The sequence below is a fragment of the Actinoallomurus sp. CA-142502 genome, from assembly GCF_050936355.1.
Taxonomy (GTDB): Bacteria; Actinomycetota; Actinomycetes; order Streptosporangiales; family Streptosporangiaceae; genus Actinoallomurus; species Actinoallomurus iriomotensis.
Map to the genome: position 1 here is coordinate 10,367,502 of NZ_JBNJMY010000001.1, position 25,710 is coordinate 10,393,211.

The 25,710-nt window shown below is 71.3% G+C and carries 21 protein-coding genes; 10 read left to right on the forward strand and 11 right to left on the reverse strand.

What is annotated here, in order from left to right:
* Nucleotides 1-6 precede the first annotated feature (6 nt).
* Both ACQEV1_RS48630 and ACQEV1_RS48635 read left to right on the forward strand, forming a co-directional pair.
* On the forward strand, nucleotides 7-1,275 hold the full coding sequence (locus ACQEV1_RS48630) for a nucleotide sugar dehydrogenase (protein ID WP_433404606.1): 1,269 nt from the start codon (nucleotides 7-9) through the stop codon (nucleotides 1,273-1,275).
* Nucleotides 1,276-1,343: 68 nt separating this feature from the next.
* Nucleotides 1,344-2,432: a glycosyltransferase gene (locus tag ACQEV1_RS48635; RefSeq protein WP_285625663.1), complete on the forward strand. Its 1,089-nt coding sequence runs from the start codon at nucleotides 1,344-1,346 to the stop codon at nucleotides 2,430-2,432.
* A gap of 26 nt (nucleotides 2,433-2,458) precedes the next feature.
* On the opposite strand, the gene ACQEV1_RS48640 is transcribed toward ACQEV1_RS48635, so the two are convergent.
* Nucleotides 2,459-4,195 carry a PQQ-binding-like beta-propeller repeat protein gene (locus ACQEV1_RS48640; RefSeq protein WP_433404610.1) on the reverse strand — a complete coding sequence of 579 codons (1,737 nt, stop codon included), beginning with the start codon at nucleotides 4,193-4,195 and terminating at the stop codon, nucleotides 2,459-2,461.
* Nucleotides 4,196-4,522: 327 nt separating this feature from the next.
* On the opposite strand from ACQEV1_RS48640, the gene ACQEV1_RS48645 reads away from it, so the two are divergent.
* From ACQEV1_RS48645 to ACQEV1_RS48665, 5 genes are all read left to right on the forward strand, one after another.
* Nucleotides 4,523-5,944 (forward strand): bifunctional cytidylyltransferase/SDR family oxidoreductase, encoded by a 1,422-nt coding sequence (locus tag ACQEV1_RS48645; protein WP_285625659.1) that lies wholly within the window; start codon nucleotides 4,523-4,525, stop codon nucleotides 5,942-5,944.
* Nucleotides 5,941-7,884 carry a hypothetical protein gene (locus tag ACQEV1_RS48650; RefSeq protein ID WP_285625656.1) on the forward strand — a complete coding sequence of 648 codons (1,944 nt, stop codon included), beginning with the start codon at nucleotides 5,941-5,943 and terminating at the stop codon, nucleotides 7,882-7,884. The genes ACQEV1_RS48645 and ACQEV1_RS48650 overlap by 4 nt, the downstream gene beginning before the upstream one ends.
* Nucleotides 7,881-9,905 carry a CDP-glycerol glycerophosphotransferase family protein gene (locus ACQEV1_RS48655; RefSeq protein WP_433404614.1) on the forward strand — a complete coding sequence of 675 codons (2,025 nt, stop codon included), beginning with the start codon at nucleotides 7,881-7,883 and terminating at the stop codon, nucleotides 9,903-9,905. Before ACQEV1_RS48650 ends, ACQEV1_RS48655 begins: the two co-directional genes overlap by 4 nt.
* Before the next feature lie 371 nt (nucleotides 9,906-10,276).
* Entirely contained in the window at nucleotides 10,277-10,870 is a 594-nt protein-coding gene (locus ACQEV1_RS48660) for an RNA polymerase sigma factor (protein ID WP_285625651.1), read from the forward strand.
* Between the two features lie 2 nt (nucleotides 10,871-10,872).
* Nucleotides 10,873-11,895: a CU044_5270 family protein gene (locus ACQEV1_RS48665; RefSeq protein WP_433404617.1), complete on the forward strand. Its 1,023-nt coding sequence runs from the start codon at nucleotides 10,873-10,875 to the stop codon at nucleotides 11,893-11,895.
* Nucleotides 11,896-12,049: 154 nt separating this feature from the next.
* Here the strand turns inward: ACQEV1_RS48665 and ACQEV1_RS48670 are convergent, their stop codons facing one another.
* The 9 genes from ACQEV1_RS48670 to ACQEV1_RS48710 form a co-directional block, all read right to left on the reverse strand.
* Complete coding sequence (locus ACQEV1_RS48670; protein ID WP_433404620.1) at nucleotides 12,050-12,967, reverse strand: hypothetical protein; 918 nt, start codon at nucleotides 12,965-12,967, stop codon at nucleotides 12,050-12,052.
* Between the two features lie 2 nt (nucleotides 12,968-12,969).
* The gene (locus ACQEV1_RS48675; protein WP_433404623.1) at nucleotides 12,970-13,239 is read right to left on the reverse strand and encodes a hypothetical protein; all 270 of its coding nucleotides are present in this window, start codon (nucleotides 13,237-13,239) and stop codon (nucleotides 12,970-12,972) included.
* The gene (locus tag ACQEV1_RS48680) at nucleotides 13,239-15,224 is read right to left on the reverse strand and encodes a tetratricopeptide repeat protein (protein WP_433404625.1); all 1,986 of its coding nucleotides are present in this window, start codon (nucleotides 15,222-15,224) and stop codon (nucleotides 13,239-13,241) included. The genes ACQEV1_RS48675 and ACQEV1_RS48680 overlap by 1 nt, the downstream gene beginning before the upstream one ends.
* Nucleotides 15,225-15,306: 82 nt before the next feature.
* Nucleotides 15,307-16,140, reverse strand: coding sequence for a glycosyltransferase family 2 protein (locus ACQEV1_RS48685; RefSeq protein ID WP_285626171.1), 834 nt, complete (start codon nucleotides 16,138-16,140; stop codon nucleotides 15,307-15,309).
* 23 nt (nucleotides 16,141-16,163) lie between these two features.
* Nucleotides 16,164-16,955 (reverse strand): CDP-alcohol phosphatidyltransferase family protein, encoded by a 792-nt coding sequence (locus ACQEV1_RS48690; RefSeq protein ID WP_285625638.1) that lies wholly within the window; start codon nucleotides 16,953-16,955, stop codon nucleotides 16,164-16,166.
* Nucleotides 16,933-18,006 (reverse strand): iron-containing alcohol dehydrogenase family protein, encoded by a 1,074-nt coding sequence (locus tag ACQEV1_RS48695; RefSeq protein WP_285579244.1) that lies wholly within the window; start codon nucleotides 18,004-18,006, stop codon nucleotides 16,933-16,935. The genes ACQEV1_RS48690 and ACQEV1_RS48695 overlap by 23 nt, the downstream gene beginning before the upstream one ends.
* On the reverse strand, nucleotides 18,006-18,737 hold the full coding sequence (locus ACQEV1_RS48700; RefSeq protein WP_433404630.1) for a sugar phosphate nucleotidyltransferase: 732 nt from the start codon (nucleotides 18,735-18,737) through the stop codon (nucleotides 18,006-18,008). The genes ACQEV1_RS48695 and ACQEV1_RS48700 overlap by 1 nt, the downstream gene beginning before the upstream one ends.
* The gene (locus ACQEV1_RS48705) at nucleotides 18,734-19,492 is read right to left on the reverse strand and encodes a DUF5941 domain-containing protein (protein ID WP_285625633.1); all 759 of its coding nucleotides are present in this window, start codon (nucleotides 19,490-19,492) and stop codon (nucleotides 18,734-18,736) included. Before ACQEV1_RS48705 ends, ACQEV1_RS48700 begins: the two co-directional genes overlap by 4 nt.
* Nucleotides 19,493-19,522: 30 nt before the next feature.
* Entirely contained in the window at nucleotides 19,523-21,184 is a 1,662-nt protein-coding gene (locus ACQEV1_RS48710; RefSeq protein ID WP_433404633.1) for a CDP-alcohol phosphatidyltransferase family protein, read from the reverse strand.
* A 231-nt stretch (nucleotides 21,185-21,415) separates the two neighbouring features.
* On the opposite strand from ACQEV1_RS48710, the gene ispD reads away from it, so the two are divergent.
* A complete protein-coding gene (gene ispD / locus ACQEV1_RS48715) occupies nucleotides 21,416-22,135 on the forward strand; it encodes a 2-C-methyl-D-erythritol 4-phosphate cytidylyltransferase (protein ID WP_433404636.1) in 720 nt (239 codons plus the stop codon).
* Here the strand turns inward: ispD and ACQEV1_RS48720 are convergent.
* The gene (locus ACQEV1_RS48720) at nucleotides 22,098-23,114 is read right to left on the reverse strand and encodes a glycosyltransferase family 2 protein (protein WP_285625627.1); all 1,017 of its coding nucleotides are present in this window, start codon (nucleotides 23,112-23,114) and stop codon (nucleotides 22,098-22,100) included. The genes ispD and ACQEV1_RS48720 overlap by 38 nt on opposite strands.
* A gap of 80 nt (nucleotides 23,115-23,194) precedes the next feature.
* On the opposite strand from ACQEV1_RS48720, the gene ACQEV1_RS48725 reads away from it, so the two are divergent.
* Both ACQEV1_RS48725 and ACQEV1_RS48730 read left to right on the forward strand, forming a co-directional pair.
* Nucleotides 23,195-24,790: an LCP family protein gene (locus ACQEV1_RS48725; protein WP_433404639.1), complete on the forward strand. Its 1,596-nt coding sequence runs from the start codon at nucleotides 23,195-23,197 to the stop codon at nucleotides 24,788-24,790.
* Between the two features lie 128 nt (nucleotides 24,791-24,918).
* On the forward strand, nucleotides 24,919-25,659 hold the full coding sequence (locus ACQEV1_RS48730) for a hypothetical protein (protein WP_433404642.1): 741 nt from the start codon (nucleotides 24,919-24,921) through the stop codon (nucleotides 25,657-25,659).
* Nucleotides 25,660-25,710 lie beyond the last annotated feature (51 nt).

The following is a 25,710-nucleotide window of genomic DNA, read 5'->3' on the forward strand; positions in this document are numbered from 1 at the left end:
CACCTGGTGGACCTGGTGGTCATCGGACTCGGATACGTCGGCCTCCCGCTCGTGCGGGAGGCCTGCCGCGCCGGACTCAAGGTCGGCGGGCTGGATCTCGACGCACGCGTCGTGGCCGGGCTCAAGGCAGGGCTCTCCCACGTCGACGACGTCAGCCCGGCCGAGGTCGAGGACATGCTCGCGGCGGGCTTCACGCCCAGCCGGGAGGAGTCCGTCCTCGACGGCGCGCGCACCGTCGTGATCTGCGTGCCCACGCCCCTGTCGGCCGACGGCGGGCCCGACCTGACGGCCGTGCGGAAGGCCGCGCAGACGGTCGCGCGGCACCTGGAGCCCGGCACGCTGGTCGTCCTCGAGTCGACCACCTACCCGGGCACGACCGAGGAGGTCGTCGCGCCGATCCTGGAGGAGTCCGGCCTGACGGCGGGCGCCGAGTTCCACCTGGCCTTCTCGCCGGAGCGCATCGACCCGGGCAACCCGGTGTACGGCGTCAAGAACACCCCCAAGATCGTCGGCGGCATGACCCCGGGCTGCGCCCAGGCGGCCGCCGGGTTCTACGGCAAGTTCGTCGAGCACGTCGTGCAGGCCAAGGGCACGCGTGAGGCCGAGATGGCCAAGCTGCTGGAGAACACCTACCGGCACGTCAACATCGCGCTGGTCAACGAGATGGCGGTGTTCTGCCACGAGCTCGGCATCGACCTGTGGGACGCGATCGGGTGCGCGGCGACCAAGCCGTTCGGGTTCCAGGCGTTCTACCCGGGCCCCGGCGTCGGCGGCCACTGCATCCCGATCGACCCGAACTACCTGTCGTACAAGGTGCGCTCGCTCGGCTACCCGTTCCGCTTCGTCGAGCTCGCCCAGGAGATCAACGACCGGATGCCGCGGTACGTGGTCGAGCGGGCGCAGGCCCTGCTCAACCGCGAGGGCCGGGCGATGAAGAACGCCAAGGTTCTGCTGCTCGGCGTGACGTACAAGGCCGACATCGCCGACCAGCGCGAGTCGCCGGCGCGGCCGGTCGCGCGACGGCTGCGCAAGATGGGCGCGGACCTGACCTTCCACGACCCGCACGTGGAGGACTGGGAGGTCGACGGCGTCGCGGTGCCGCGCGCCCGCGTGCTCTACACGGCGCTGGCCGAGGCCGACCTCGTCGTCGTCCTGACGAACCACGCCGAGTACGACGCCGACACGCTGACCCGGCACGCGCGCCTGCTGTTCGACACCCGCGGCCGTACGCGGATGGTGGACGAGTCGGCCGCCGAGCGCGTCGAATTGTTGTGAACTGATGGCCGTGCCGAATTAACCGAATGTTCGCCTTACCCCAACAGACTCGCGGTGAAGTGAAATCGATGCGGATATTCGTCTGTACGGTCGTGCACCATCCGGAGGACGCGCGAATTCTGCACCGGCAGATTCGAGCCTTGCTCGACGCGGGTCATGAGATCACCTACATGGCGCCTTTCCGCGCGTGCAATGTCACGCCCTGGCCGGAGATCGTTCCGGTGGACGTGCCGCGCGCGACCGGCCGGCGACGGCTGCACGCGCTGCGGATGGCGCGGCGCGTGCTGCGCGAACGCGGCGGGGAGGCCGACCTCGTCCTGCTGCACGATCCCGAACTGCTGCTCGGCGTGCCGCGCCGCCTGCGCTCACGCACCGTCTGGGACGTCCACGAGGACACCGCGGCGGCCCTGGGCGCCAAGGGCTGGCTGCCGGCGCCCATGCGCATACCGCTACGGTTCGCCGTACGGCGGCTGGAGCGGCGCGCGGAACGCCGGATGAAGCTGCTGCTGGCCGAAGAGGGGTACCGCGCACGTTTCCGCGAGACCCACCTCGTCGTGCCGAACACCACGAACGTCCCGGACGTCCCGCCGGCGCCGCCCGGCGACGAGCGGGTGGTCTACGTCGGGCAGCTCTCGATGGCCCGCGGCGCCGCCGACCTGATCGAACTCGCGCGGATCCTCCAGGCCGACGGGATCACCCTGGAGCTCATCGGCGCGGCCGACGCGGGCGTCCGGCCGCTGCTGCGCGAGGCACAGCGGACCGGTCTGCTGCGCTGGTACGGCTTCGTGCCGAACGACCGGGCGCTGCGCATGGCCGAAGGCGCCATCGCGGGGCTCGCGCTGCTGCACGACTCGCCGAACTACCGGCACTCGATGCCGACGAAGGTCGTGGAGTACATGGCGCGGGGCCTGCCGGTCGTCACCACGCCCAACCCGATCGCCGCGGAGATCGTCAACGAGAGCGGCTGCGGCCTGGTCGTGCCGTTCCAGGACCCGGTGGCCACGGCGGCGGCGGTCCGCCGGCTCCGCGACGACGCCGCGCTGCGCCTGGACATGGGCAAACGGGGTCACGAGGCGGCGCGCGCCCGCTTCCACTGGCCCGAACAGGCACGCCTGTTCGTCGCCCAGCTCGAGGATTGGGCCTCCGCGAAGGCCTGAGCGCCGCGGGCGGGCTAGTAGTGCTACTAGGGCGCGGCGCGGAGCCGGGCGGCGACCAGGTTGGCCAGGCCCGAGGCCATGCTCGGTATGCCGGAGGTGACCGTCACGATCGTGCGGTCCACCCGCATCACCACCGTCCCCGACGGCACGCCCAGCCCGTACGCCGCGTCGCCGGCCTTCACCGGGTCACGGACGCCGTTCTGCGTGTCACGGGCCGCCCAGAACAGGGCCGTGGCCGTGCTCTCGTCGGCCGCGACCCACTGGACCGTGACCGACACGGCGGCCGCCTCGCGTTCGGGACCGTCCGACGCCCGGCGCTTCTGGTGGCGCAGGCGGTAGGTACAGCCGACCCGCAGGCGCAGGCCCTCGACGTGTGCGGTGGTCGGTTCCGCCGCGTATCCGCGTGGCAGGTCGTGCTTGGTCAGCAGGGAGCACGCCTCGGGCCACTCCCGCGCCGGCACGCCTGCCAGCTCCGGCGGCCCCGACCCGCGGATCCCGCCGCGCAGGGCGACCAGCCGCGCCCCGCCGAACGGGCGCGGGCGCGCGGTCGGCACGGCCACGTACAGCAGTCCGCCGCCGGCGGCGAGCCAGGGCCGCACGCCGTCCAGGCCCGGGCGGGTCACCAGCGGCGCGGGCACCGTGGTGCCGGCGCCGGTGGCCGGGTCGATGACGTCGATCCCGGCGGGCAGCAGCGGATCGGCGAGCCGGGAGCGCAGGCCGTACACCAGGCCGCCCGACACCGACAGCGCGGTGTACCCGGACATGTCGCGGCGCCAGGACAGCCCCCCGGAGCCGATGTCGATCGACTCCAGCCTCCGCGTCTCGGTGCCGTTCTCCGGTCCGCGGGCCAGGTCGTAGGCGATGAGCAGATGCCCACCGGTGACCACGGCCGGGCACATCTCGCGGCAGACGTCCTCTCCCCTGCGGACGAGGAACTCCCGGCCGCCCCGGTCGTAGGCGTGCAGGCCGGTGCCGTCGAAGACGGCGGTCACGTCGCCGCTGACCGACACCGCGGGGTGCGCGGCGTTCGTCGTGAACAGGGTGCGCCCCGTGCGCGGGTCGAGCGCCAGCGTGCGGTCGCGCGCGCCACAGTCGAGGCCGAACGCGGCGACGTTGTCGCTGGCCGACGAACCGTACGGGACGGCCTCGGGCAGCAGGCAGCCGTGCGCGAGACGTTTGCTCCACACGCGCCGGCCGGTCGCCGCGGCACGGCCGTACAGCGTGTGCCGGCCGTCCTCGGTGACGATGACCACACCGCCGCCCGCCGGCCAGCGCAACGTGGTGCGCTCGGTCGCGGCCGGCACGTCGCCGCGCTGGCGCCAGAGCAGTGTGCCGCTGACCGCGTCGAGGCCGACCATGAGGCGGTTGCCGCGGTGGCCGGTGCGCTCGAGGTAGGCGACGACCACGTGACCGGTGCGCGCCCACCCCAGCAGGGACCACTGCCCGCGGTAGTAGTGCCAGCGCTCACGGCCCGTACGCGCGTCGCGGACGGTGAGGCCGTGGCCGGACACGACGACGAGCTCTCCGTCCATGATCGTGTAGGCGACCCGGTCGTAGGCGGGCAGCTCGCTGTCGGCCACCGGGGTGCTGAGCTGCCAGCTCAGCGTGACCGGACCGGGTGGTGGCCCCAGGTCGGCGAGCGGCGGTCGCGGGGCGTGGGTCACGGTGCGGTTCACCTGCCACCACTCCGCCTGGAGGATGAGCCGGTCGGCGAGGATCGCTCCGCAGATGACGGTGACCAAGGTCGCGACAACCCCGGGCACGGCGCGCCAACGGCTCCGTGCGGACTCGACCGTGACCACCTCCAAATCCCGGGACTGCCGAGCGTACGGGGTTCGGACGCTCGCCACCGATGATGGCGGCACGAGGGCGCCGGTCAAGGCGATTCGGCCGACGGCGGACCGGGAGCGTACGGGGCGCGATCATGCGCGCGCCCCGGTCAGGCGAGGCTCGGACGGCGTAAAACGTTGATCAAGTAACCGAATTCTCAGGTGAGCGTTACGTAGCCTTCATGTGGTACGTCTGTCGTTTTTTACCGGTTATCTGACGCTATCCTCGCTTGCACCTATCAGACAGAGGACGGACCCAAGTTGTACAACGTCGCAGTCGTCCTGGCAGGTGGCACGGGGCAGCGGATGGGGCTCGAGATCCCCAAACAGCTCGTCAAGATCGCCGGCAAGCCGATCATGCAGCACACGCTGCAGGTTTTTCAGAGCGCGCCGCAGATCGACGAGATCATCGTCGCCATGACCCCCGGTTTCACCGCCGATGCCGAGGCCATAGTCGCCGCCGCCGGATGTACGAAGGTGTCCCGCGTCATCGAGGGCGGCGCCACCCGGACCGAGACCACCATGCGCGCGATCGAAGCGGTCGGCGCTACCGCCCCCGAGGCGAACGTCCTGTTCCACGACGCCGTCCGGCCGTTCATCGACCACCGCGTCATCGAGGACTGCGTCACGGCCCTGGAACGGTACGAGGCCGTCGACGTGGCGATCCCCTCGGCCGACACGATCATCAAGGTGGACGACTACGGCGGCACGGTCATCAAGGACGTGCCCCGCCGCGACCTGCTGCGCCGCGGTCAGACGCCGCAGTGCTTCCGCCTGTCGACGATCCGCGAGGCGTACGAACTCGCGCTCGCCGACCCGGACTTCACCGGCGGGAAGGTCACCGCGACCGACGACTGCAGCGTCGTGCTCCGCTACCTGCCCGACGTGCCGATCGTCGTCGTGCCCGGCAGCGAGCAGAACATGAAGGTCACCCACCCGGTCGACGTGTTCCTCGCCGACAAGCTGTTCCAGCTGTCCTCCCAGGCGCCGCCGCCGTCGCCGGAGGACGACGGTGACTACGAGAGCCGCCTGAGCGGCAAGACCGTCGTCGTCTTCGGCGGCAGCCAGGGCATCGGCGCCGACATCGCCGAGCTGACCCGGTCCTTCGGCGCCAAGGTGTACTCCTTCTCGCGGTCGGAGACCGGCACGCACGTGGAGAACCCGCAGGACATCGAGAACGCCCTGGCCAAGGCGTACGGCGAGACGGGCCGCATCGACTACGTCGTCAACACCGCGGGCGTCCTGCACACCGGCCGCCTCGACGAGATCGACGAGGCGATCATCGACGAGTCGCTGCGGATCAACTACCTCGGCCCGCTGCGGGTCGCGCGGGCGGCCATCGGCTATCTCCGCGAGACCAAGGGCCAGCTGCTGCTCTACACCTCCAGCAGCTACACGCGCGGCCGCGCCGGCTACAGCCTCTACTCCTCGGCCAAGGCCGCCACCGTCAACCTGACCCAGGCCCTGGCCGACGAGTGGGCCGACGACGGGGTGCGCGTCAACTGCATCAACCCCGAACGCACCGCCACGCCGATGCGGACGCGCGCGTTCGGCCAGGAGCCGCCCGGCACGCTGCTGGCCTCCCGCGACGTGGCGATGACCTCGATCGACGTGCTCATCTCCGGACTGACCGGCCACACGGTCGACATCCGCCGCCACGACCCGACGGCGGTCACCCGATGACTCACCCGTTGGTACGGGCCGTGGCCGGGCCCGCGCTCGTCCTGTCCTATCCCGCGACGGTCGTGGCCGCGCTGTGGCCGAACACCTGGGCCTTCGCCGCCACCGCGCTGATCGCCTACGTCGCCGACGCGGTCGCCTCGCGCGACGAACTCCCCGTCACCGAGCGGCTCGCCCAGACCCACACCGGCGTGACCGTGCGGTTCCTCATCCGCGAGCTCGCCGTGCTCCTGCTGCTGGTGCGGGAGGGCCACGCGGGAGACACCGTCTTCGCCGTCCTGGCGCTGGGCCTGCTCGGCCTGCACGCGCTGCGCGGCGTGTACTCCGGGCTCACCCTCTACGTCATCCGACGCCGGCGGCTCCCCGTCGTCACGCGCGGCATCGACCTCACCGCCCTGCGCATCCCGGACGCCCCGAGCCCGCAGCTGACCACCCGGCACTCGCGCACGATGCTGCACCTCGACGTGCTGCCGGTCATGCTCGGCGGGCTCTTCGGGCTGCGAGCCGGGGTGAGCGGGCTGGCCACGGCGTACGTCCTCGGCCTCGTCGCGTTCGCGATCATGGCGCGGCACGCCGTGCGCAACCGCCACCTCGGTGACGAGAACCGGGTCTTCGACCTGGTCAACGAGCGGCTGGCGGAGCTGCGGCCGGAGGTCGCGCTGTACTTCTCCGGCTCGGCGGACTCCGCCTACCAGGCCAACATGTGGCTCTCCACGATGGACGAACTCGATCACCGGGCGGTGATCATCCTGCGGGAGCGCGTCATGGTGCCGCTGCTGGGCCGTACGAAGACGCCGGTGCTGTGCGTGCCCAAGGCGATGGACATGGTGCGGCTCGACCTGTCCTCGATCCGCACCGCGCTGTACCCGGCCAACGTCGGCAAGAACCTCCACATGCTGCGGATGTCCGGCATCCGGTCGGCCTTCATCAACCACGGCGACAGCGACAAGCCGGCGAGCTTCAACCCGTTCGCCCGCGCGTACGACGAGGTCTGGGTGGCCGGGCCGGCCGGGCGCGAGCGGTACCTGACCATGCGCACCGGCGTACGGGACGAGGACATCGTCGAGGTCGGCCGGCCGCAGCTCGCGCCGATCGACGCCTCCGGCCGCAACCCAGACCCGATGTTCACCGTCCTGTACGCCCCCACCTGGGAGGGCTGGTCGGACGACCTGGCGCACAGCTCGGTCGCGACGATGGGCCCGGCGATCGTCCGGGCGCTGCTGGAGCACGCGCCGCAGGTCCGGGTGGTCTACAAGCCGCACCCGCTCACCGGCACCCGCGACCCGAAGGCGATCGAACGCCACGAGGAGATCGTCGCGATGATCGAGCGGGCCAACGCGGGACGCCCGGCGAGCGGCGGTGAGCACGCCGACCGGCTCAAGGCGCTGTCCCGGCGGCTGGACGCCCTCGCCGGCGACGAGACCGCCGGCGACGAGGCCCAGCTCACCCGCGACAGCGCCGCGGCCGGCACGTCCGACGAATGGCGCCAGACCGAGGAGGCGTGGACCGCGGCGTACTGGCAGGCCGGCGGCCCGCAGCGGCACCGCGTCATCACCGGTCCACGGCCGCACGTGTACGACTGCTTCAACCACGCCGACCTGCTCATCACCGACATCTCCAGCGTGGCGGGCGACTTCATCGTCAGCGGCAAGCCGTACGCGGTGACGAACGTCAAGGGGCTGAGCGGCGAGGAGTTCCGGCAGCTGTTCCCGACGGCGGCCCTCGCGGCGTACCTCATCGGGCCCGGCTGCGCCGAGATCGGGCAGATCCTCGCGCACGCGCAGGCCGAGGGCCCCGACCCGCTCGCCGAGCGGCGGCGGGAGCTGCGCGCCCACCTGCTCGGGCCCGACGGCCTCGACTCCGCCAAGCGGTTCGACGCGGCCGTCTCCGCGCTCGCCGCCAAGTCCCTCACCCGCACCGACGACGATCGGCCAGCAGCTTGAATCCGTCCAGCATCCTCTCCAAGATCGGCCGGCGCTTCGGAGGCGACACGGCCGGACCCGCCATCGCCGGCGGCCTCGTCCTGTCGTACGCGCTTCTCGTCGTCGCCGCCGTGTGGCCGAGCGCCCTGTTCGTCGCCGTGTTCGCGCTGACCGGCTACGTCGCCGAGGCGTTTCTGGTCCGCCGCGCGCTGTACTTCAACGCCGCGCTGAGCCAGGTCGGTCTCGGCGTGACGCTGCGCGCGACCGTCCGCGACGTGGCCGTGCTGGTCATGCTGGCCCGGTCGGCGACGCTGTCCGCCGGCTGGTTCACCACGGTCGCGGGCACGCTGGTGCTGCTGCACGTCCTGCGCGCGGTGCACTCCTGTCTCGCCGTCGTCGTCATCGAACGGCGCCGGCTCCCGGTGATCACTCGGGGCATCGACCTGACGCGGCTGCGCCTTCCCGCGCCGCCGCCCGCATCGGTGCGGGAGCACCGGTCGATGATCTACCTCGACGTGCCGGTGGTGGCGGGCGCGGTGCTCACCGTCGGGCTGGAGACCCCGGGACCGGTCGCCGCCGGGCTCGCGGTGGCGCTGGCGGCCGGCCTGGTCGCGCTCGTCCTCGCCGCCGTGCACATCCGGCTCAACCGGCAGCTGGCCGACCGCGAGCGGGTGCTCAAGGACGTCGCCGAGGAGATCGCCGCGTACGGGCCGGAGGTCGTGCTGTACTTCTCCGGCGCCGACGACTGCATGTACCAGGTCAACATGTGGCTGGAGACGTTCGACCGGCTGCCGCACAAGAAGATGATCATCATGCGGGAGCGGAACAACATGCCGCTGCTCGGCCGCACGTCCTCGCCGGTCCTGTGCTTCCCCGGCGGCACCGAGATGATGAACTTCCCGATGCCCGAGACCACCCGGGTCGCCCTGTTCCCGGCCAACGCCGGCAAGAACATCCACATGCTGCGGCTGCCGGACATCGGCTGCGTGTTCATCGGCCACGGCGACAGCGACAAGGCGGCCAGCTTCAGCCCGTTCAGCAAGGTCTACGACGAGGTCTGGGTCGCCGGGCCGGCCGGGCGCGAGCGCTACCGGCGCAGCGACGCGGGCGTGCGCGACGACGAGATCGTCGAGGTCGGCCGGCCGCAGCTCGCGCCGATCGACACCTCCGGCGTCACCCCGGACCCGATGTTCACCGTCCTGTACGCCCCCACCTGGGAGGGCTGGACCGGCGACCCGTACCACACGTCGGTCGCGGTGATGGGCGTCAAGCTGGTCCGCGCGCTGCTGGACCACGCGCCGCACATCCGGCTGCTGTACAAGCCGCACCCGATGGCCGGCAAGAACGACCCCGCCGTACGCCGCGCGCACAGCAAGATCGTCAGCATGATCGCCGAGGCGAACGCGGCCCGCGACGCGAGCGGTCAGTGGCCGGCCGACCCGGCCCGCGACGCCGCGGCCCGGCGCGACCTGGAGGCGCTGACCGCGAGGCTGGCGGCGCTGGGCCGGGAGTCGAGCCGCGGAGCCGACGAGGCGGAGGAGTCACGGCGCGCGGCCGAGCCGGACCTCGCGGGCGACGCCCTGTGGCGCGACACCGCGGCCGGGTGCGAACAGGCGTACTGGGCGTCCGAGGGCTGGTGGCGGCACCGCGTGGTGACCGGCACGATCCCGCACCTGTACTCGTGCTTCAACCGGGCCGACCTGCTCATCACCGACATCTCGAGCGTCGTCGCCGACTTCATCGCGAGCGGCAAGCCGTACGCGGTGACGAACGGCGCGAACCTGCCGGACGGTGAGTTCCGCGCCCAGAACCCGAGCGCGTCGGCGGCCTACCTCATCGGCCGCGACTGCGCGAGCCTGAAGGACGTGCTGACGGCCGTGACGGCGGAGGGCGAGGACCCGATGTCCGACCGCCGGCGGGCGCTGAAGCACGACCTGCTGGGCGCCGACGAGCCGGACGCGATGACCCGCTTCACCGACGCCGTGAACGCGCTGGCCGCCAAGCGCACCCGCACCGCCCTGGAGTCGGCCGACAGGGCCTGAGCCTCCACCACCGCCCGCCGAGGCGGCACGACGAGTTCTTCGGCTGATCGCCGTCAGAGCTCGTCGGCCGTCTCGGCGGTCGCGTTTCTCCCTCGACCGGACCGGGCCGCGCGGCCCGGATCCCCGGCCGGGTCGACGCCGTCCACCTGGCCGCCGCCGTCTCGGCGGGCCGGTCGGATCCGCAGCCGGAACCACCGCCGACCACCAGGCATCGACCGGTGTCCGCACCACCTTCCCCGGCCTCGCTCCGGCCGGTCACCTCTACGTCCTGAGCTCCCGAAACCTGGCGGCGTGAACAGCTTCGGCGGGATCGGTGAAGGAGGTTGTCCGACCATGCTACGGAGGTAGCCGATGACTGAGTCTTCTCGACCATGGCAGTGGTGAGCCGGATGCTCCCGACCGAGGTCAGCGATGCCGCGATCATCGAGCGGTCCGTGCGGGAGCCAGAGGATTTCGCCGCCGTCTTCGCACGGCACTACGCGCCGATTCACGGCTTCGCCGGCCAGCGGCTCGGGCCGGGTCTGGCCGACGATGTGGCCGCCGAGACGTTCCTGATCGCGTTCGACCGGCGGGATCGCTACGACCTGTCCCGTGCGGACGCCCGGCCCTGGCTGTACGGGATCGCCACCAATCTGATCGCTCGGCACCGCCGGGCGGAGGTGCGGCAGTACCGGGCGCTCGCGCGCGCCGGCGCCGAGGGGATCTACGAGAGCCACGCCGACCGGGTGGTGACACGGCTGGACGCGGAAGCGCACCGGGGCCCGCTGATGGCGGCGCTGGCGAAGCTGCGGGACGGCGATCGAGACGTGTTGCTACTGGTCGCCTGGGCCGAACTGACTTCCGAGGAGGCGGGCGAGGCGCTCGGCATTCCGGCCGGGACCGCACGATCCCGGCTGCACCGCGCCCGGAAGAAGATCCGGGCCGCGATGGGCCAGACCGAACCGACGAGTGAAGAGGACCGCTGACCATGAACGACGACCTCACGACGCTTCGCGCCCTTCGCCCGAACACCGCCCCGCCCTCCACCGAGGCGCGTACCGCCGCCCACGCGGCGCTGATGGAGCGAGCCGCGTCCTCCGCGCCCGTGCGCGGCCGCACACGCCGGCTCCGCCCTTCGCGCGTGGGCCTGCGGCTCGCCGTGGCCGGTGGGCTGGCCACCGCCGCCGCGGCGGTGACCGTGGCCGTCGGCCTGGGCGGGGCAGACGGCGACAACGGTCCCCGCACCGTCCCGACCAGCGGGCCGGTGGCCGATGTCCAGACCGTGCTCTACCAGGCGGCGAACCGCACGGGCTCCCGTCCGTTCACCCCGCCCCGGCCGGGCCAGTGGACCTACCTCGAGACCCGGTACACCTCGCCGGGCAAGCCGCCGATCGGCGGGGTACAGACCCCGAAGTCGCCGCTGAAGACCCGGGTCGACCGGCTCTGGACCCGGATCGACGGAACGCGGGTGGCCCAGTACGACCACGGCAGGCTGACGGTCGCACCGACCGGTGCGGGCGCCATGCCGCCGGTGGACTACGGGTCCGTGACCAAGATCCCGCTTGACCCGGACGCGCTGATCGCCTGGGCCAAGAAGGGAGCGCCGGCCGGCGTCCGGCCCGGCAGCCCGGCTGACGCGAGCGACGCCCAGACCTTCGGAATACTCGCCTCGTTGCTGAACGACAACCTCGTGCCGCCCCGGCAGGAGGCCGCGGTCTACCGCGCGATGGCGAAGATTCCCGGCGTCACCCTCGAAAGGCGGACGGTGGACGTCGCCGGCCGCCCCGCCCTGGCCGTCTCCCGGATCGTTGAGGGCTACCTCCGTCAGGAGGTGCTACTGGACCGTACGTCCTACGCGTATCTCGGTGAGCGAAGCGTCGTGGTCAAGGACCACACCGGTGACGCGGGCACCGGCGGGAACGGTACCTGGAAGGTCGAGAAGGGCACGATCGACGTCTTCTCGGTCCGTCTCGCGGCGGCCTTCGTCGACAAGCCCGGCCAGCGCCCCTGACCTTCTTTCGCGGGGCGTCCACGGACGCCCCGCGAAAGTGCGTGCACGCTCAGATGATCGGGCGGTTGCCCCGGCAGACGCCGAACCACGGACGCAGCGAGGACGGCCTGCGGACCGCAGCCGGGTACTGAAACACGACGAGCTCTAACGGCGATCAGCCGAAGAGCTCGTCGGCCGCCTCGACGGTCGCGGCGCACGCTACCCAGGTCTGGAGTTGGGTAAGGTCGCGGCAGCCACTGATGCGCTTTTTCTGTTCCTCTGTGAGGAGAAGGCCCCGGACCTGCAAGATCGTCAGTACGGCTTCAGCCTTGGCCGCGGCTCGTCCTTCGGCCCTTCCCTTGGCTTCGGCGTTTCGGAAGGTTTCGCTGTAGAACTCAGATTCGGTCATCATGAGCGCCTCCAAGGCGTCGCGGGCGGCTTGGGGAACGACGGCGAGGACGCAGTCGACGTAGCGGCGGGCGAGCTGGCGGTCGGCGTCGGCGATGAGGTCCGTGCCGTCCGATGCCGCCCGCAACACTTTCATACCCTCGGGGCCGTCGCCGTGGAACATCGCCGACAGCACCCCCATCGGCGGGTTGGCCAGGAAGTCCTTCGGGTCGGTCAGTTCCGGCACGTTGTCCGCTTGCAGGACCAGCGGGGTGAGGGTGTGGCCGGGATGGCCGGTCTCGATGGTCGTGGCGCACCATTCGGCGACACTACGTTCCGGGGCGATCACCAGGAGCATGACGGGGCACCGCTCGCGGGCGCGGAGTGTGGCGATGTACAGCGGCCAGCTCCATGGCTTCTCCTTGTCCGGCCGGCGCTGGACCTCCACCACGACGCCGCACCTGCCAGAGTCGAGTTCTAACAGGACGGCCGCGTCGCCGGTGTACTCAGTGGTCTTGAGGTCGGTGAAGGACTCCGAGCAGTGTGACGCTCCCCGGACGTCCGGCAGGTCCACGCCGATTTTGCCGACGAGGTCGGCCGCGAGTGCGGGGCTCCAGCGGAACAGCTCGGCGAGGACGTCGTGTTCTTGTGTCGGCATACCGAAGACACTAATAGTGGTCATCCGCTTACGGTGGGTAAACGGCAAAATCATTTTCCCAGTAATCGGATGAGGTCGTCCGCCTTGTCGCTGATCCCCAGGCGACGGTAAAGGTCCAGAGCCGTGGTGAAATGCCGGTGGGCGGCGGTGGGGTCGGCGGCGATCAGGCCCAGTTCGGTGTGCGCCTCGGCCTGTCCGCGACGGTGGCTGATGTCGGTGCTCAGGTTCAGGGCCGCACTCGCGTGCCGGTGCGCGGCATCGTTGTCGCCGGCCTCGCGGTCGAGCGTCGCGAACGCTCGATGTGTGTCGGCCGCGTTCATCAGTCGCCCAGATCCTGGAATGCGGCCAGTGCTTGCTCGAGGTACCGCCGGGCCGTCGTGTGCCGGCCCTGCTCCAGAAGGAGGAGGGCGAGCTCCCGGCGGCCCACCGCGACTCCCCGGCGCTGGCCGATGCTCTCGAAGAGCCGGATGGAGGTGTCGAAGCGATCGGCGGCGTCGGCGTGCCGGCCCTGCGCCCGATCGACCACGCCCAGGTCCCGATGGGCGAAGGCGACGCCGACGGGGTCTCCGGCCTTGGTCAGGAGGGTGAGCGCGGCCTCGGCGTGCGCGCGGGCGGAGGGGAGGTCACCGAGCCAGTAGCCGATGTTGGCGAGCTCATGACGGACCTCCCCCTCGCCGACGAGGCTTCCCACCTCGGCATAGCGGGCCACCGAGATGTCGAAGTGGGCGCGGGCCGCCGGAAAGTCGGTTCTGCGCATGTCGAGGAGGCCGAGGTTGTGGTGCATGGCGGCCTGGCCGAACCGGTCACCCGCCGCTTCGGCCAGGCGCAGTGCTTCGGTGTGCAGCTCGGCTATCTCTCCGTAGAACCCGCGTAGCCGCTGGTAGAACTCCAGGTCGTAGACCATGCGCCAGGCCTGCGGAGAGCCGACGGCGACACACCGCCGAGCCACCGCGAGCAGGTCGGCGTGATGCCGGTCGAGCCAGGTGAGAGCGTGAAGGTCGGTTTCGTGCCGAGGTGGCGGCACGGCCGACCGCGCCGGACGGCCGCTGGACAAGCCGGTCACCGAACCCGATCGGTACAGAGTCTCGACGGCTGACGCGATCGCGGCATCGACGTAGCGGAAGAGACGTTCTTCGGTCAGGCCGCGCCTGTCGTCGCGGGTCGCGGGGTCGCCGGTGGCGGCGGCGCGGATGAGGTCGTGCATCCGGTAGCCACCGTCGTGTCCGGCCGAGATGAGGAGTCCGTGCTGGTAGAGCGTTGACAGGAGGTGCTGGGCGCGATCGGGCGGCAGGTCGGCCATGGTGGCCGCGACGGCAACGGTGATCAACGAACCCGGATAGCGCGCGACGCGGCGCAGCATCGAGCGAGCGTCCTTGCCCAGCGCGGCCAGTGACAGGCTGAACGCCACGTCCGCCTCACCGCTGCCGCCGCCGGGTGGCGGGTCGGTGATGGCCCGATGAGGATCGGCCGCCTTGAGATCGGCCATCTGGCGTACCGCGAGGGGCAGCCGGTAGCCCGCGGCGATCGCCGCCGCGGTCGGCACGTCGTCATGGCCGGCACGTCGCAGGATCCCGGCGGCGAGTTGCCGTGCCTCGGCCTCGGTGAACACGTCGAGGGTCACCGTGTCGTCCGGATCCAGGCCGATCAGTAAGTGACGGCTGGTCACGAGGACGATCGAGTCCGCCGAGGTGGGCAGGACGGGGCGTACCTGATCGGCGTTCGCGACGTCGTCCAGGACCAGGAGGATCCGGCGGTCGGCGGTGACCGACCGCCATTTGGCGCTCAGCCGAGAGACGTCGACATCCTGCGGATCCGGCGCGACGCCCAGGGCGTTGAGCAGGGTGCGGAGCACCTCCGCGGTGCCCATCCGTGACTCGGCCGGCGCGTACGTGCGTAAGCCGAGCCAGAACCGTCCGTCCGGACAACGCGCCGCGAGACGGGCGACCGCGCGTACGGCGAGCTCGGTCTTGCCCGTGCCGCCCAGCCTGGTCACGGCCAGCAGCAGCGGGCCGGAGTCGTCCGGCACGGCGGCGCACAGCCGGTCGAGCTCCCGCGCCCGGCCGGTGAACACCCGCGTACCCACCGGCGCGGCCAGGTGCGGGGCGGACCCCGCTACGGGTGCGGGCGGAGGCGGGGCGACCAGGGCTCCGCTCGCCGCGATCACCGTGGTCAGCACGATGAGGCCGCCGAACAGCCACCAGTTCCAACGCGCGGTGATCAGGTTGGTGAGCGCGCCCGCCGTGACTCCGGCGACCGGGCCCAGCCAAAGGGCCACCGTCGTACGGACGTGCCGCCGTCGCCCCATGCCGTCACCCTAAAGGCGCGTTGAGGGCCCGACGCGAAGTCCTCGATACGGCCGGGGCCGAACAGGGGGCCGAAACGTCGGGTCAGATGATCGGGGGCCGGCCCAGGCGGGTCATGCGCCAGACCGTGCGCCACCTGATCGGGCGGCGGGGGCCCGCCGGTTTGCGCCAGCCCTCACGGAAGCCACCGAACCACGGGCGCAGCGACGACAGCTTGCGCTCGCGGAGGACCGTCATGCCGATCCAGACGGCCAGGTACGTCAGCGCGACCGGCCACGGGAGGTTGCGGCGGGCCAGCCACACCCGGTTGCGGGCGTTCAGCCGGTAGAACATCGCGTGGCGCGTCGGGGCGACCGCGGGGTGGAACATCACGCACTCCGCGTCGTACACGATGTGGTAGCCGGCGTTCAGCGCCTGCCAGGCGAGGTCGGTCTCCTCGTGGGCGTAGAAGAAGTCCTCCGGCAGCCCGCCGGCCGCGTCGAAGACGGCACGGCGCACCGCGCACGCGCCGCCCAGGAACGTCGTCACCTCCGAGGAGCGCAGCGGGTCGCCCGCGCGCAGCCGGGGCACGTGCCGGCGCTCGCCCGGGCCGCCCTCCGGGTCGCGCACCCGGAACGACACGATGCCGAGCTTCGGGTCGGCGGTGAACCGGTCGCGCAGGTACGCGCCCAGCTCCGTCGATTCGTACCAGCCGTCGTCGTCGAGGAACAGGATCAGCTCGCCGGTGGAGGCCTCGACTCCGCGGTTGCGGCCCGCCGGGATGCCGACGTTCTCCGGGAGGCGCACGACGCGTACGGCGTCGCCCCACGAGCCGGGCACGTCCGCGCCGTTGCCGACGAGGATGATCTCGACGTCGACGCCCTTCTGGCTCAGCGCGCTGTCGACGGCCTTCTTCAGCTCCACCGGGCGGTTGCCCATGGTGAGGACGACCACCGAGAGCTTCACTTGAGCCTCCGTGAGGCGACGATGCTGACGAAGTGCAGGCCCGTCTGGACCACGGCGACGATCGCGACCGCGACGGCGAGCACGCGGGTCGCGGTGAGGGTGTCCGTCACCTTGTCGACCACGGCGGCGGCCAGGATCAGCAGAGAGAGCTCGACGGCGCCGATGATCCGGTGGAGCTTCAGCAGCGACACGGCCTCGCGGGCGAGGGCCAGGCCGGTGGACTCCGGCCGCAGCGCGCGGTCGCCGGTCGCCGGGTCGGCGGTCAGGCCGGACTTGGCGCGGGCCACCACGACGTTGTCGGTCTCGGCCTTGATCAGCGCGGCGCCGAGGGCGGCGAGCAGACCGAGTTCGACGTACCCGCCGTTCTCCCAGGCGCCCTGGGCCCGTACGCCGAGGCCCGCCAGCAGCGCGACCTCGGACATGTAGTGCCCGATCCGGTCGAGGTAGACCCCGGTCACCGAGGTGCGGTTGCGGAACCGCGCGACCTCGCCGTCGGAGCAGTCGAGCAGGAGGTACGCCTGGATGAGCAACGCCCCGACGATCGCCCACACGAGGCCCGTGGTGCCGCCCGCGGAGACCGCGACGGCCGCGCCGCCGAGCACACCGCAGGCGATCATCATGTAGGTGAGCTGGTTCGGGCTGAACCCGATCCGGACGAACAACCAGGTGAAGAGGGGCGAGATGTCGCGCATGTAGAGGCGCCCCGCCCAGTGTTCCTCGTTGCGCCGGTTCTTCAGGCCGGGCGGCTGTCCGCCCGCCTTGACCTCAGCCAGCGAAGGTGCCGACATATTCACGTACCGCTTTCAACAGGGCACCTTCGTCCAGCGCGAGGTGCTCCAGAATGGTGTACCGACCCGGCCTGGTCTGGGGAGCGTACGCCACCGCCTGGGCGAACTGCTCCGCGGTCAGACCGATGTCCTTGGGAGTCCTGGGCAAGCCATGACGGTCGAGGCTCGCGACGATCTCGGTGAGGCGCTCGGCGCCCTCACCCAGGTGCGTCGCGCGCAGGTGGTAGCAGAACGCCGCGCCGAGCCCGGCCAGCTCGCCGTGGTTGGCGGTGCCGGGGAACAGGGCGTCGATGGCGTGCAGGATCTCGTGGTCGCCGCCGCTCGCCGGCCGGGACGACCCGGCGAACGACATGGCCATCCCCGACAGCACGAGCCCCTCGGCCAGCACGGTCAGGAACTCGTCCGACTCGATCGAGCGGGGCTGGTGGATGAGCGCCTCGCCGGCGGTGCGGGCCAGGGTCAGCGCCAGCCGGTCGATGGGATCGTTCTGCTCCCGGTTCGACAGGATCCAGTCGTCGACCGCCGAGAAGTTGCTCAGCACGTCGCCGATGCCGGCCCGTACGAGGCGTTCCGGCGCCGAGCGCACGTAGTCGAGGTCCACGATCATGGCGAGCGGCATCGTCACGCCGAACGACGCCTTGCCCTTGTCGTGCTCCAGCGACGCGGTGGGCGAGCAGATGCCGTCGTGGGAGAGGTTGGTCGCGACGGACACCATCGGCATGCCGGCGAGGGTCGCGGCGTACTTCGTGGCGTCGATCGTACGGCCGCCGCCGATGCCGACGACGGCCTCGTACGACCCGCTCCGCAGCCGGGAGCCCAGGGCCATGGCCGCGTCGACGGACGCGCCCTCGACCTGGAACACCTCGCAGGCGTCCAGGCTCGGGCGTACGTGCTCGGCGATCTGGTCACCCTGGCCCGGGCCGACCGCGATGGCGACGCGGCCCTCGGTCGCGATGCGCCGGTCGGCGAGCAGCTCGCCGAGATGGGCGATCGCTCCCCGGCGCACGTCGATCGACAGCGGAGCGGGGAGCATCCGCGTGAGCAGGGGCATCAGTAAAGACCAGCGATCCGGCGGGCCTTCTCCAGGTCGTCGTGGTTGTCGACCTCGACCCAGTCCACGGCGCCGATCGGTGCGACCGCCACCTTTCCGCCGCGGTTCACCAGCTCCTGGTAGCCGTCCTCGTAGTAGAGGTTCGGGTCGCGCTCCCAGGTCGCCTTGAGGGCGTCGGCGAGCGGCTCGGCGGCCGCCGGCTCCAGCAGCGTCGCGCCGATGTACTCGCCGTTCGCGTCGGCCGGGTCCATCAGCTTGGTGATGCGCTCCAGGTGCCCGTCGGAGCCGAGGATGACCTTCATCTCCTCGTTGGCGAGCTTCTTCACGTCGTCGATGGCGAGCAGCACGTCGGGGCCGCGGTTCTCCAGCAGGGTGCGCTCGACGCTCACCGGGTGAACGGTGTCGCCGTTCACCATGAGCACGCCCTCCTTGAAGTGGTCGCGCGCCAGCCACATCGAGTAGGCGTTGTTCCACTCCTCGGCCTTGTCGTTGTGCACGAGGGTGATGTCGACGCCGTACCGGCGCTCCAGCCCGGCCTTGCGCTCCTCCACCGCGCCCGCCTGGTAGCCCACGACGATGACGACGTCCGTGAGCTCCACCTCCGCCAGGTTGCCGAGCGCGATGTCCAGGATCGTCGTCTCGCCGTCCACGGGCACCAACGCCTTGGGGAGCGTGTCCGTGTAGGGGCGGAGCCGGCGCCCGGCGCCGGCGGCGAGAACCATGCCGATCATCGAAGGGCCTCCTCTGCTTGCTTCGCCTCGGCCTGCTCCGCCGCGGCTTCCTCTTCTTGCTGCGCCGTGGTTCCGCCGGGGCTCTCTCCCTCGTCTTCGAGGTCGACCATCACGCCCTTGCCCGTGCCGGTGCGCGTCCAGGTGTAGACGCTCTCGATGCCGAACAGCAGGCCGAGGTAGACGGCGAGCACCGCGATGACGTACGGGAGCACACCCGCCAGCGTCGCCACGGCGGCGATGAGCAGGCGGCCGTCCCAGCCCAGACCGGCGCGGAAGACCCACTTGGCGGGCCACAGGCGCTGGCGGGTGCGGTAGACGGTGTCGTAGTGGTGGTAGGCGAGTATGCCGATGAAGGCGTAGGTCAGCGGCTTGGAGACGTCATGCGCGAAGCAGAGCGTCGCCAGGTAGCCGTACTCGATCGCGCGCATGATCGGCGGCACGAGCCAGTCGAGGCGCCCGCTGTGCGGGTGCGTCGACGCCGGCCCGCACAGCAGCAGCGCGAGCACGGGTGCGAAGATCGCGGGGCTGTCCTGGCCGTTGACGCCGGCGATCAGCAGAATCGCGGTGACGATGCCGGCGACGAGCAGCGGGAGCAGCGGCGGGAGCTGCCCGCCGCTGAGCCGCCCGAGGAGGTGCGACACCGGGCCGTCGTCGCGGTACGCGACCAGCCGGTCGCCGTGGAAGGTGAACGCTTCGTTCGGAGTCGGCCGCTCCGGTGCCCCCGCCGACATGCCTCCGGGAAGCACGGTACTCATCGGTCGCTCACTCCTCGAGTTTCAGTTGGCTCAGGCGTCAAGGCGGGCCGTCCTGGGCTGGGTCAGGGACCGGAGGAAGCGACCTCCGATGGTGTACAGGGCGGCGACGGTGCCCCAGGTGAGCAGCGCGATGAACGTCACCTTGGCGTTGAAGATCGCCGCGCTCAGGGCGATGAGCGCGAACCGCTCGCCGATCGGCAGCACGATGATCTTCTTGAACCAGTGGAAGGCCCGGACCTTCTCCGACCGCCCGGACAGCCACACCGCCAGGTGACCCAGGCCGCCGCCCTTGGGACGGCTCTTGGCCGGCTCGGGCTCGTCGAGCACCTTGTCGTCGGACATCTCCAGGGGCAGCACCGGGATCGGCTCCGGCGGCTTGCGCCGCTTGGAGGCGCCGAACGCGAAGTCGACCATGTGCCGGCACGTCTGCAGGGTCAGCGCGGCGACCGCGAGGTACCAGACGTCGCCGCCGTGCACCGAGCTGCCCACGGCGGCCGCGGTCGAGCCCACGGCCAGCCCGGCGAAGACGGTGTACTCCTTCGCCCGGTCGAACGTCGCGTCGAGCCAGGCGCCCAGCGTGCTGAACTGCCGGGTGTAGCGGGCCAGCTGCCCGTCCACGCAGTCGAAGACGAACGCGAAGTACAGGCACACCGCGCCGAGGAGCATGCCCCAGCGGTGGCCGGTGGCGAACCAGGCGGCGGCCACCACCGAGATCCCCATCGAGATCGCGGTGACGCCGTTGGGCGTCCAGCGGCGCTTGGCGCACCAGCGGGCGATGTAGCGCGAGTAGGTGCTGACCGCGTAGGTCGTGAAGAAGCCGTCGTTGTTCTTGACCGCCGCGCTCAGCCGCACGCGGTCCTCGTCGACGGCGTCGACGGCCTGCTGGGCCGCGCCGGCCTGCTCCTGGTCGAGGACGCGCTCGCAGACGAGTTCGCGGCTGCCGCGGGCGGTGACCTTCACGCCGGAACGGACGAGGCCGGTGACCAGCAGGGCCGGCGCGTCGTCGCCCCGGACCGGCGTGCTGGCCAGAACCGGGGGCAGCCCGGTGTTGTGCGCCTCCGCCTCCTCCGTGGCCCCGGCGTCGGTGTCGTCCGGACCGCTCCACAGGATGCGCACCGGGCTGATCTCGGTGAGGCCGTCGGGGGTGTCGACGAGTTCGGCGAACCGCTCGGCCACGGCGGCGAGGGTCCGGGTCTCCTCCTGGCCCACGCGCAGCACGCCGCGGAAGAGGGCGTTCGGGTCGGTCACCTGGTGAAAGCGGGTGCCCGCGGAGGCGATCCGGCCGCGCCGGATCTTGAGTACGGGGCGGGTGGGCGCGTCGCCGATCGGGCGTACCCGGGTGGCGGCGGCCGAGGCGGGGGCCTTGGAGTTGAACACGAGGCGGGCGAACACCTCGCGGTGCGCCACGACGTCGCCGTGCACGACCAGCATCGGCTCGGTGGCCTCGCGGGCCACGCGTGCGATCTCCCGCAGGTCCTCGGCGAGTCCCTTGGACTCGATCACTTCGCAGCCGAGGTCGCGGAGCTCGGCGGCGGTCCCGGGACGCGTGATGACACGGCGGTCGCGCACGTCGAGGGACTTGAGTTGCTCGATCAGGCGGCCGATCACAGTGCCGCCCCGGAGCGCGAGGCCGGCCGTCGGCGAGGACTCAGGCGCGACGGTCTCCGTCGCGACTACCACTGCCAACGTCATCGGCGCCCTCCGAACGTCATGTCAGGCAGTCCTTCAGGTGTGGGGGGTCATCTCCGGCGAACGCCGCGAGACACGAGCGCCGACCATATCGCGACCGTCACCTCGTCGCCGCCCTCGCGTAAACATCCGTTCGTCCGCCGGCCGGATGGATGGAGAGTCCCCATAGGTTACCGTCGCCCGCGACCGCTCCTCCGTGTGTGCGGACAGTAGAGTGCATGCCTCATGAGGCCCTTGACGACAACGGCCGTGATCTTGGCCGGTGGGACGGGCCGCAGGCTCGGTCTCGAGGCACCGAAACAGCTCGCGACGGTGGGCGGGCGTCCCATCCTGACGCGCGCGATCGCCGCGTTCGACGCCGCCCCGCAGATCGACGACATCCTCGTCGTGATGGCCCCCGGTCACCTCGCCGCCGCGGAACTGGCCGCCGGCCCGTACCCGAAGGTGACCGGCGTCATCGCGGGCGGCGCGAGCCGTACGGACTCCACGCTGAGCGCGCTGTCGGCGCTGGCGGACCGGCCGGGCGACGCGCGGGTGCTGTTCCACGACGCCGCGCGGCCGTTCGTGGACGCCCGGATCATCTCCGAGTGCGTCGCGACGCTCGAGCACGCCGATGCGGTGGCGGTGGCGGTGCCGTCATCGGACACGGTCGTCGTGGTCGAGGACGACCGCGTGGTCGAGATGCCGTCCCGCGGCAGCCTGCGGCGGTTCCAGACGCCGCAGGGCTTCCGGCTGGCCACGATCCGCACGGCGTACGAGCGTGCCCTCGCCGACCCGGAGTTCGCGGCGAACCCGCCCACCGACGACTGCGGCGTGGTGCACCGCTACCTGCCCGGCGTACCGATCGTGGTGGTGCCGGGCAGCGAGCAGAACATCAAGATCACGCACCCGGTCGACCTGATCGTCGCCGAGCAGATCACGTCTCGCGAGAACGCCCCAGGCTCGGCGGACTGAGCAGGAAGCCGAGCCCCCACGACAGGTGCATCGTCGCGTACACGAGCGGCAGGCGCAGCCACGCCGACGGCGGCAGCCCGCGCCCGGTCGGCACCGAGCCCACGATGATCGCGGCGGCGTACCCGCCCGGCAGGATCCAGGCCGGCCAGAAGCCGAACGCGCCGACCACGACGCCGGCCACGATCGCCACGACGGCGATGGGCGGCGCGAGGTAGCGGAGGTTCAGCGTGCCCTGGTGCTCGCGGCCCACGACGCGCCGCCAGCGGCCGGTGTGGAAGAACTGCTTGGCGAGCGCCCGGATGTTGGGACGGGGCCGGTACGTCACGTGCATGCGGGGTGTGAACCACACCTTGCCGCCGGTCTGGCGGATCCGGTGGTTCATCTCCCAGTCCTGCGCGCGGACGAACGTCTCGTCGTAGCCGCCGACGCGTTCGAGCGCACTGCGCCGGAACGAGCCCAGGTAGACGGTGTCCGCCTCGCCGGCGCCGCCGCCGGTGTGGAACGGCGCGTTGCCGATGCCGATCTTGGAGGTCATCGCACGCGCCACGGCCTTCTCGAACGGCGTGACGCCCTCGGCGGCCATGATGCCGCCGACGTTGTCCGCGCCGGTCTCCTCGAGCGTCTCCACCGCGGCGCGCACGTAGTCGGGCGGCATGAGCGAGTGCCCGTCGACCCGGACCACAATGGAGTACTGCGAGGCCTTGATGGCCGCGTTGAGCCCCTGCGGGGTGCGCCCGGTGGGGTTCGGGACGATGACGATCCGCGGGTCGTCGGCCGCGAGCTTCTCGGCGATCTCCTGCGTACGGTCACGAGAAGGGCCGATGGCCAGCACGAGCTCGAGCTCACCGGCATACTCCTGACTGAGGATGCCGCCGACCGCCTCGGCGAGATGCCGCTCCTCGTTGAGTACCGGCATGATCACTGACACCGCCGGCCACACGCGGTTTCCGGCAAGGGGTGTGTTAGGCGAGGGATTCATGACGGCGCCACGGTACTGTACGAACGCGAGGAACGCCGCAATGTAGGCAAGACTTCGCACCTCGGGGAGGCGTGAGCGGCATGTCTGAAGACACCGGGTCCGACCCGCAGGAGCGATACTTCCGCCCGCGACCCGGCGCTCCGGTCGACGGCGATGATACGACGCCGCCGGACGGAGTGACGGTGGGCGACGCGGAGTCCATGCACGTCAAGGTCGAACGCCGGCCGTCCCGGACGTACGCCCACGGGGCGCGACGGCACCGTCGCGGCCTCATGGCGACCGGCGCGATGTCCGCGTTCGTGCTCCTGTTCGCCGGCGGAGGCTGGGCGTTCCAGGACTATGTGCTCGGCAGCGTCCAGCGCGTGGACGCCTTCGAGGGGCTCAAGAACCGCCCCGACTCCGGGCCCGAGGGCTCGATGAACATCCTGCTCGCCGGCGTCGACCGGCGCGAGGGCCTGACCGACCAGCAGATCAACGACCTGCATCTGGGCAAGGTCGGCGGCCAGCGCTCCGACACGATGATGCTGGTGCACATCTCGTCCAAGCACGACAAGGTCACCGTGGTGAGCCTGCCGCGCGACTCGCTCGTGACCATCCCGGCGCACCGCTCCAACGGGTCGGAGGGCGCCAAGGGCGCCGAGATCGGCGAGCGGCAGGGCAAGCTCAACTGGGCCTACATGTACGGGGGCGCGCCGCTGACCGTGCAGACCATCGAGCGGGCCACCGGCGTGCACGTCGACCACTACGTCGAGGTCAACTTCCTCGGCTTCCTCAAGGTCGTCAACGCCCTGGGCGGGGTCACGGTCTGCACTCCGACGGCGGTCGACGACCCCAAGAGCGGTCTGCGGCTGCCGGCCGGCAAGAGCAACGTCGACGGCACCACCGCCCTCGCGTACGCCCGCGCCCGGTACACCCTGACCGGCGGCAGCGACCTGGGCCGGATCGATCGGCAGCAGCAGTTCATGTCGGCGGTCGTGCACAAGGCGCTGAGCGAGCCGGCCAAGTTCCCGCAGTTCCTCAGCGCCTCACTCGACGCGATCCGCGCCGACAAGGGCCTGTCGAAGAGCACGCTGACGGCGCTCGCCACGCAGATGAAGGGCATGAGCACCGACAGCATCGCGTTCACGACCGTGCCCCTGTCCAACCCCGACTACACGGTCTCGATCGGCGGGCAACGGCAGTCCACGGTGCTGTGGGACCAGTCGGCCGGCAACCGGCTCTTCAACGAGATCGAGGGCGACCAGCCGATCATCCAGCCGGCGAAGCCGACGCCGACCGCGTCCGCCGCTCCGAAGAACGGCCTGACGGTGCCGCCGAGCCAGATCGACGTCCGCGTCGTCAACGGCGTCGGCGTCCAGGGCCTGGCCACCCGGGCCGCCCGCGACCTGCACCGGGCCGGCTTCGGCACGACCGTGGCGCCGGGCACGCAGCACGGGGCGACGGAGACGGTGATCGAGTACGGGCCGGGGCGCGAGGACTCGGCGAAGACGCTGAGAGCGGCCATCCCGGGCGCGAAGATCAGGGCGGTGTCGTCTCTGGGCTCGCGGCTGCAGCTCCTGGTCGGCCCGTCCTGGAACGGCGCGAAGCAGGTGAAGGTGGCGGCGCCGCCGAGTTCGTCGCCCTCCTCGGGCGGCCAGATCAACGCCAAGACCGCCACGCAGAACCTCTGCAAGTAGCGGGAGGACCCCTGGTGGGCGGGCTTCGCCGCCAAGTCGCCGATCCCTATTCCCCCAAATGTGGCAGTTGGCTACTAGCCTGCTGACCTAACGCCCGAGCGGGCCGCGGCCACTCTGGAGGAGTAGCGATGTCCAACGGCGCTCGTCACACCTGGGGCTTCTTTGCCGGAATCGTACTCACTGCGGCCCTGGCGGCTTTGTTGATCTTCGGTACGTACCGCTTGCAGCACGGTTACGTCACCGAGTTCCACAAACAGGACAAGTGGATCGGCGGTGGCCTCATCGCGGGGGCGGCGATCGTGTTCGCGCTCCTCGCCTCGTCGCGGCTGTCGCCGCTGGCCTCACTCATCGCCGGCCTCGTGCTCACCGCGGCCGGCGTGCTGTTCTTCGTCTCCCAGAAGACGACCGCGGATCTGATCAACCGCTTCCCGTTCAAGGAGCAGCGCGTCACCCTCGCCGGGCTGGAGGACGAGGGATTCCTCCTCTTCGCCGGCGTCGGGCTGCTGTTCGCCTCGTTCTTCCCCTCCCGCTGGCGGGCCCGCGGGAACGACGACGCGAACGACGACTACGAGTACGCCCGGCCGGACACGCGCCGCGAGCCGTACAGCGAGCACGTCGCGGGCGAGTCCTTCGGCGGACGCCACGCGGCGCGGGACGAGCAGCCCACCGCGTACGCCGAGCCGCAGAGCGGATACGACCAGGTCTACGAGCAGCCGCAGGCCGGATACGACCCGCCGCAGCACACGAGCTATGACACGCCGCTGTACGAGCCGACCCGGCAACAGCAGCAGTCCCCGTACGCCGACCGGCCCCCCTTCAGCCCGCCCGACGACGACGGCGGCACCCGCGAGATGTACCGCCCCCAGTGACATAACGGCACCTCAGGCCATACCTCGCGCGGTATTGCCGGGTTCGCGGGG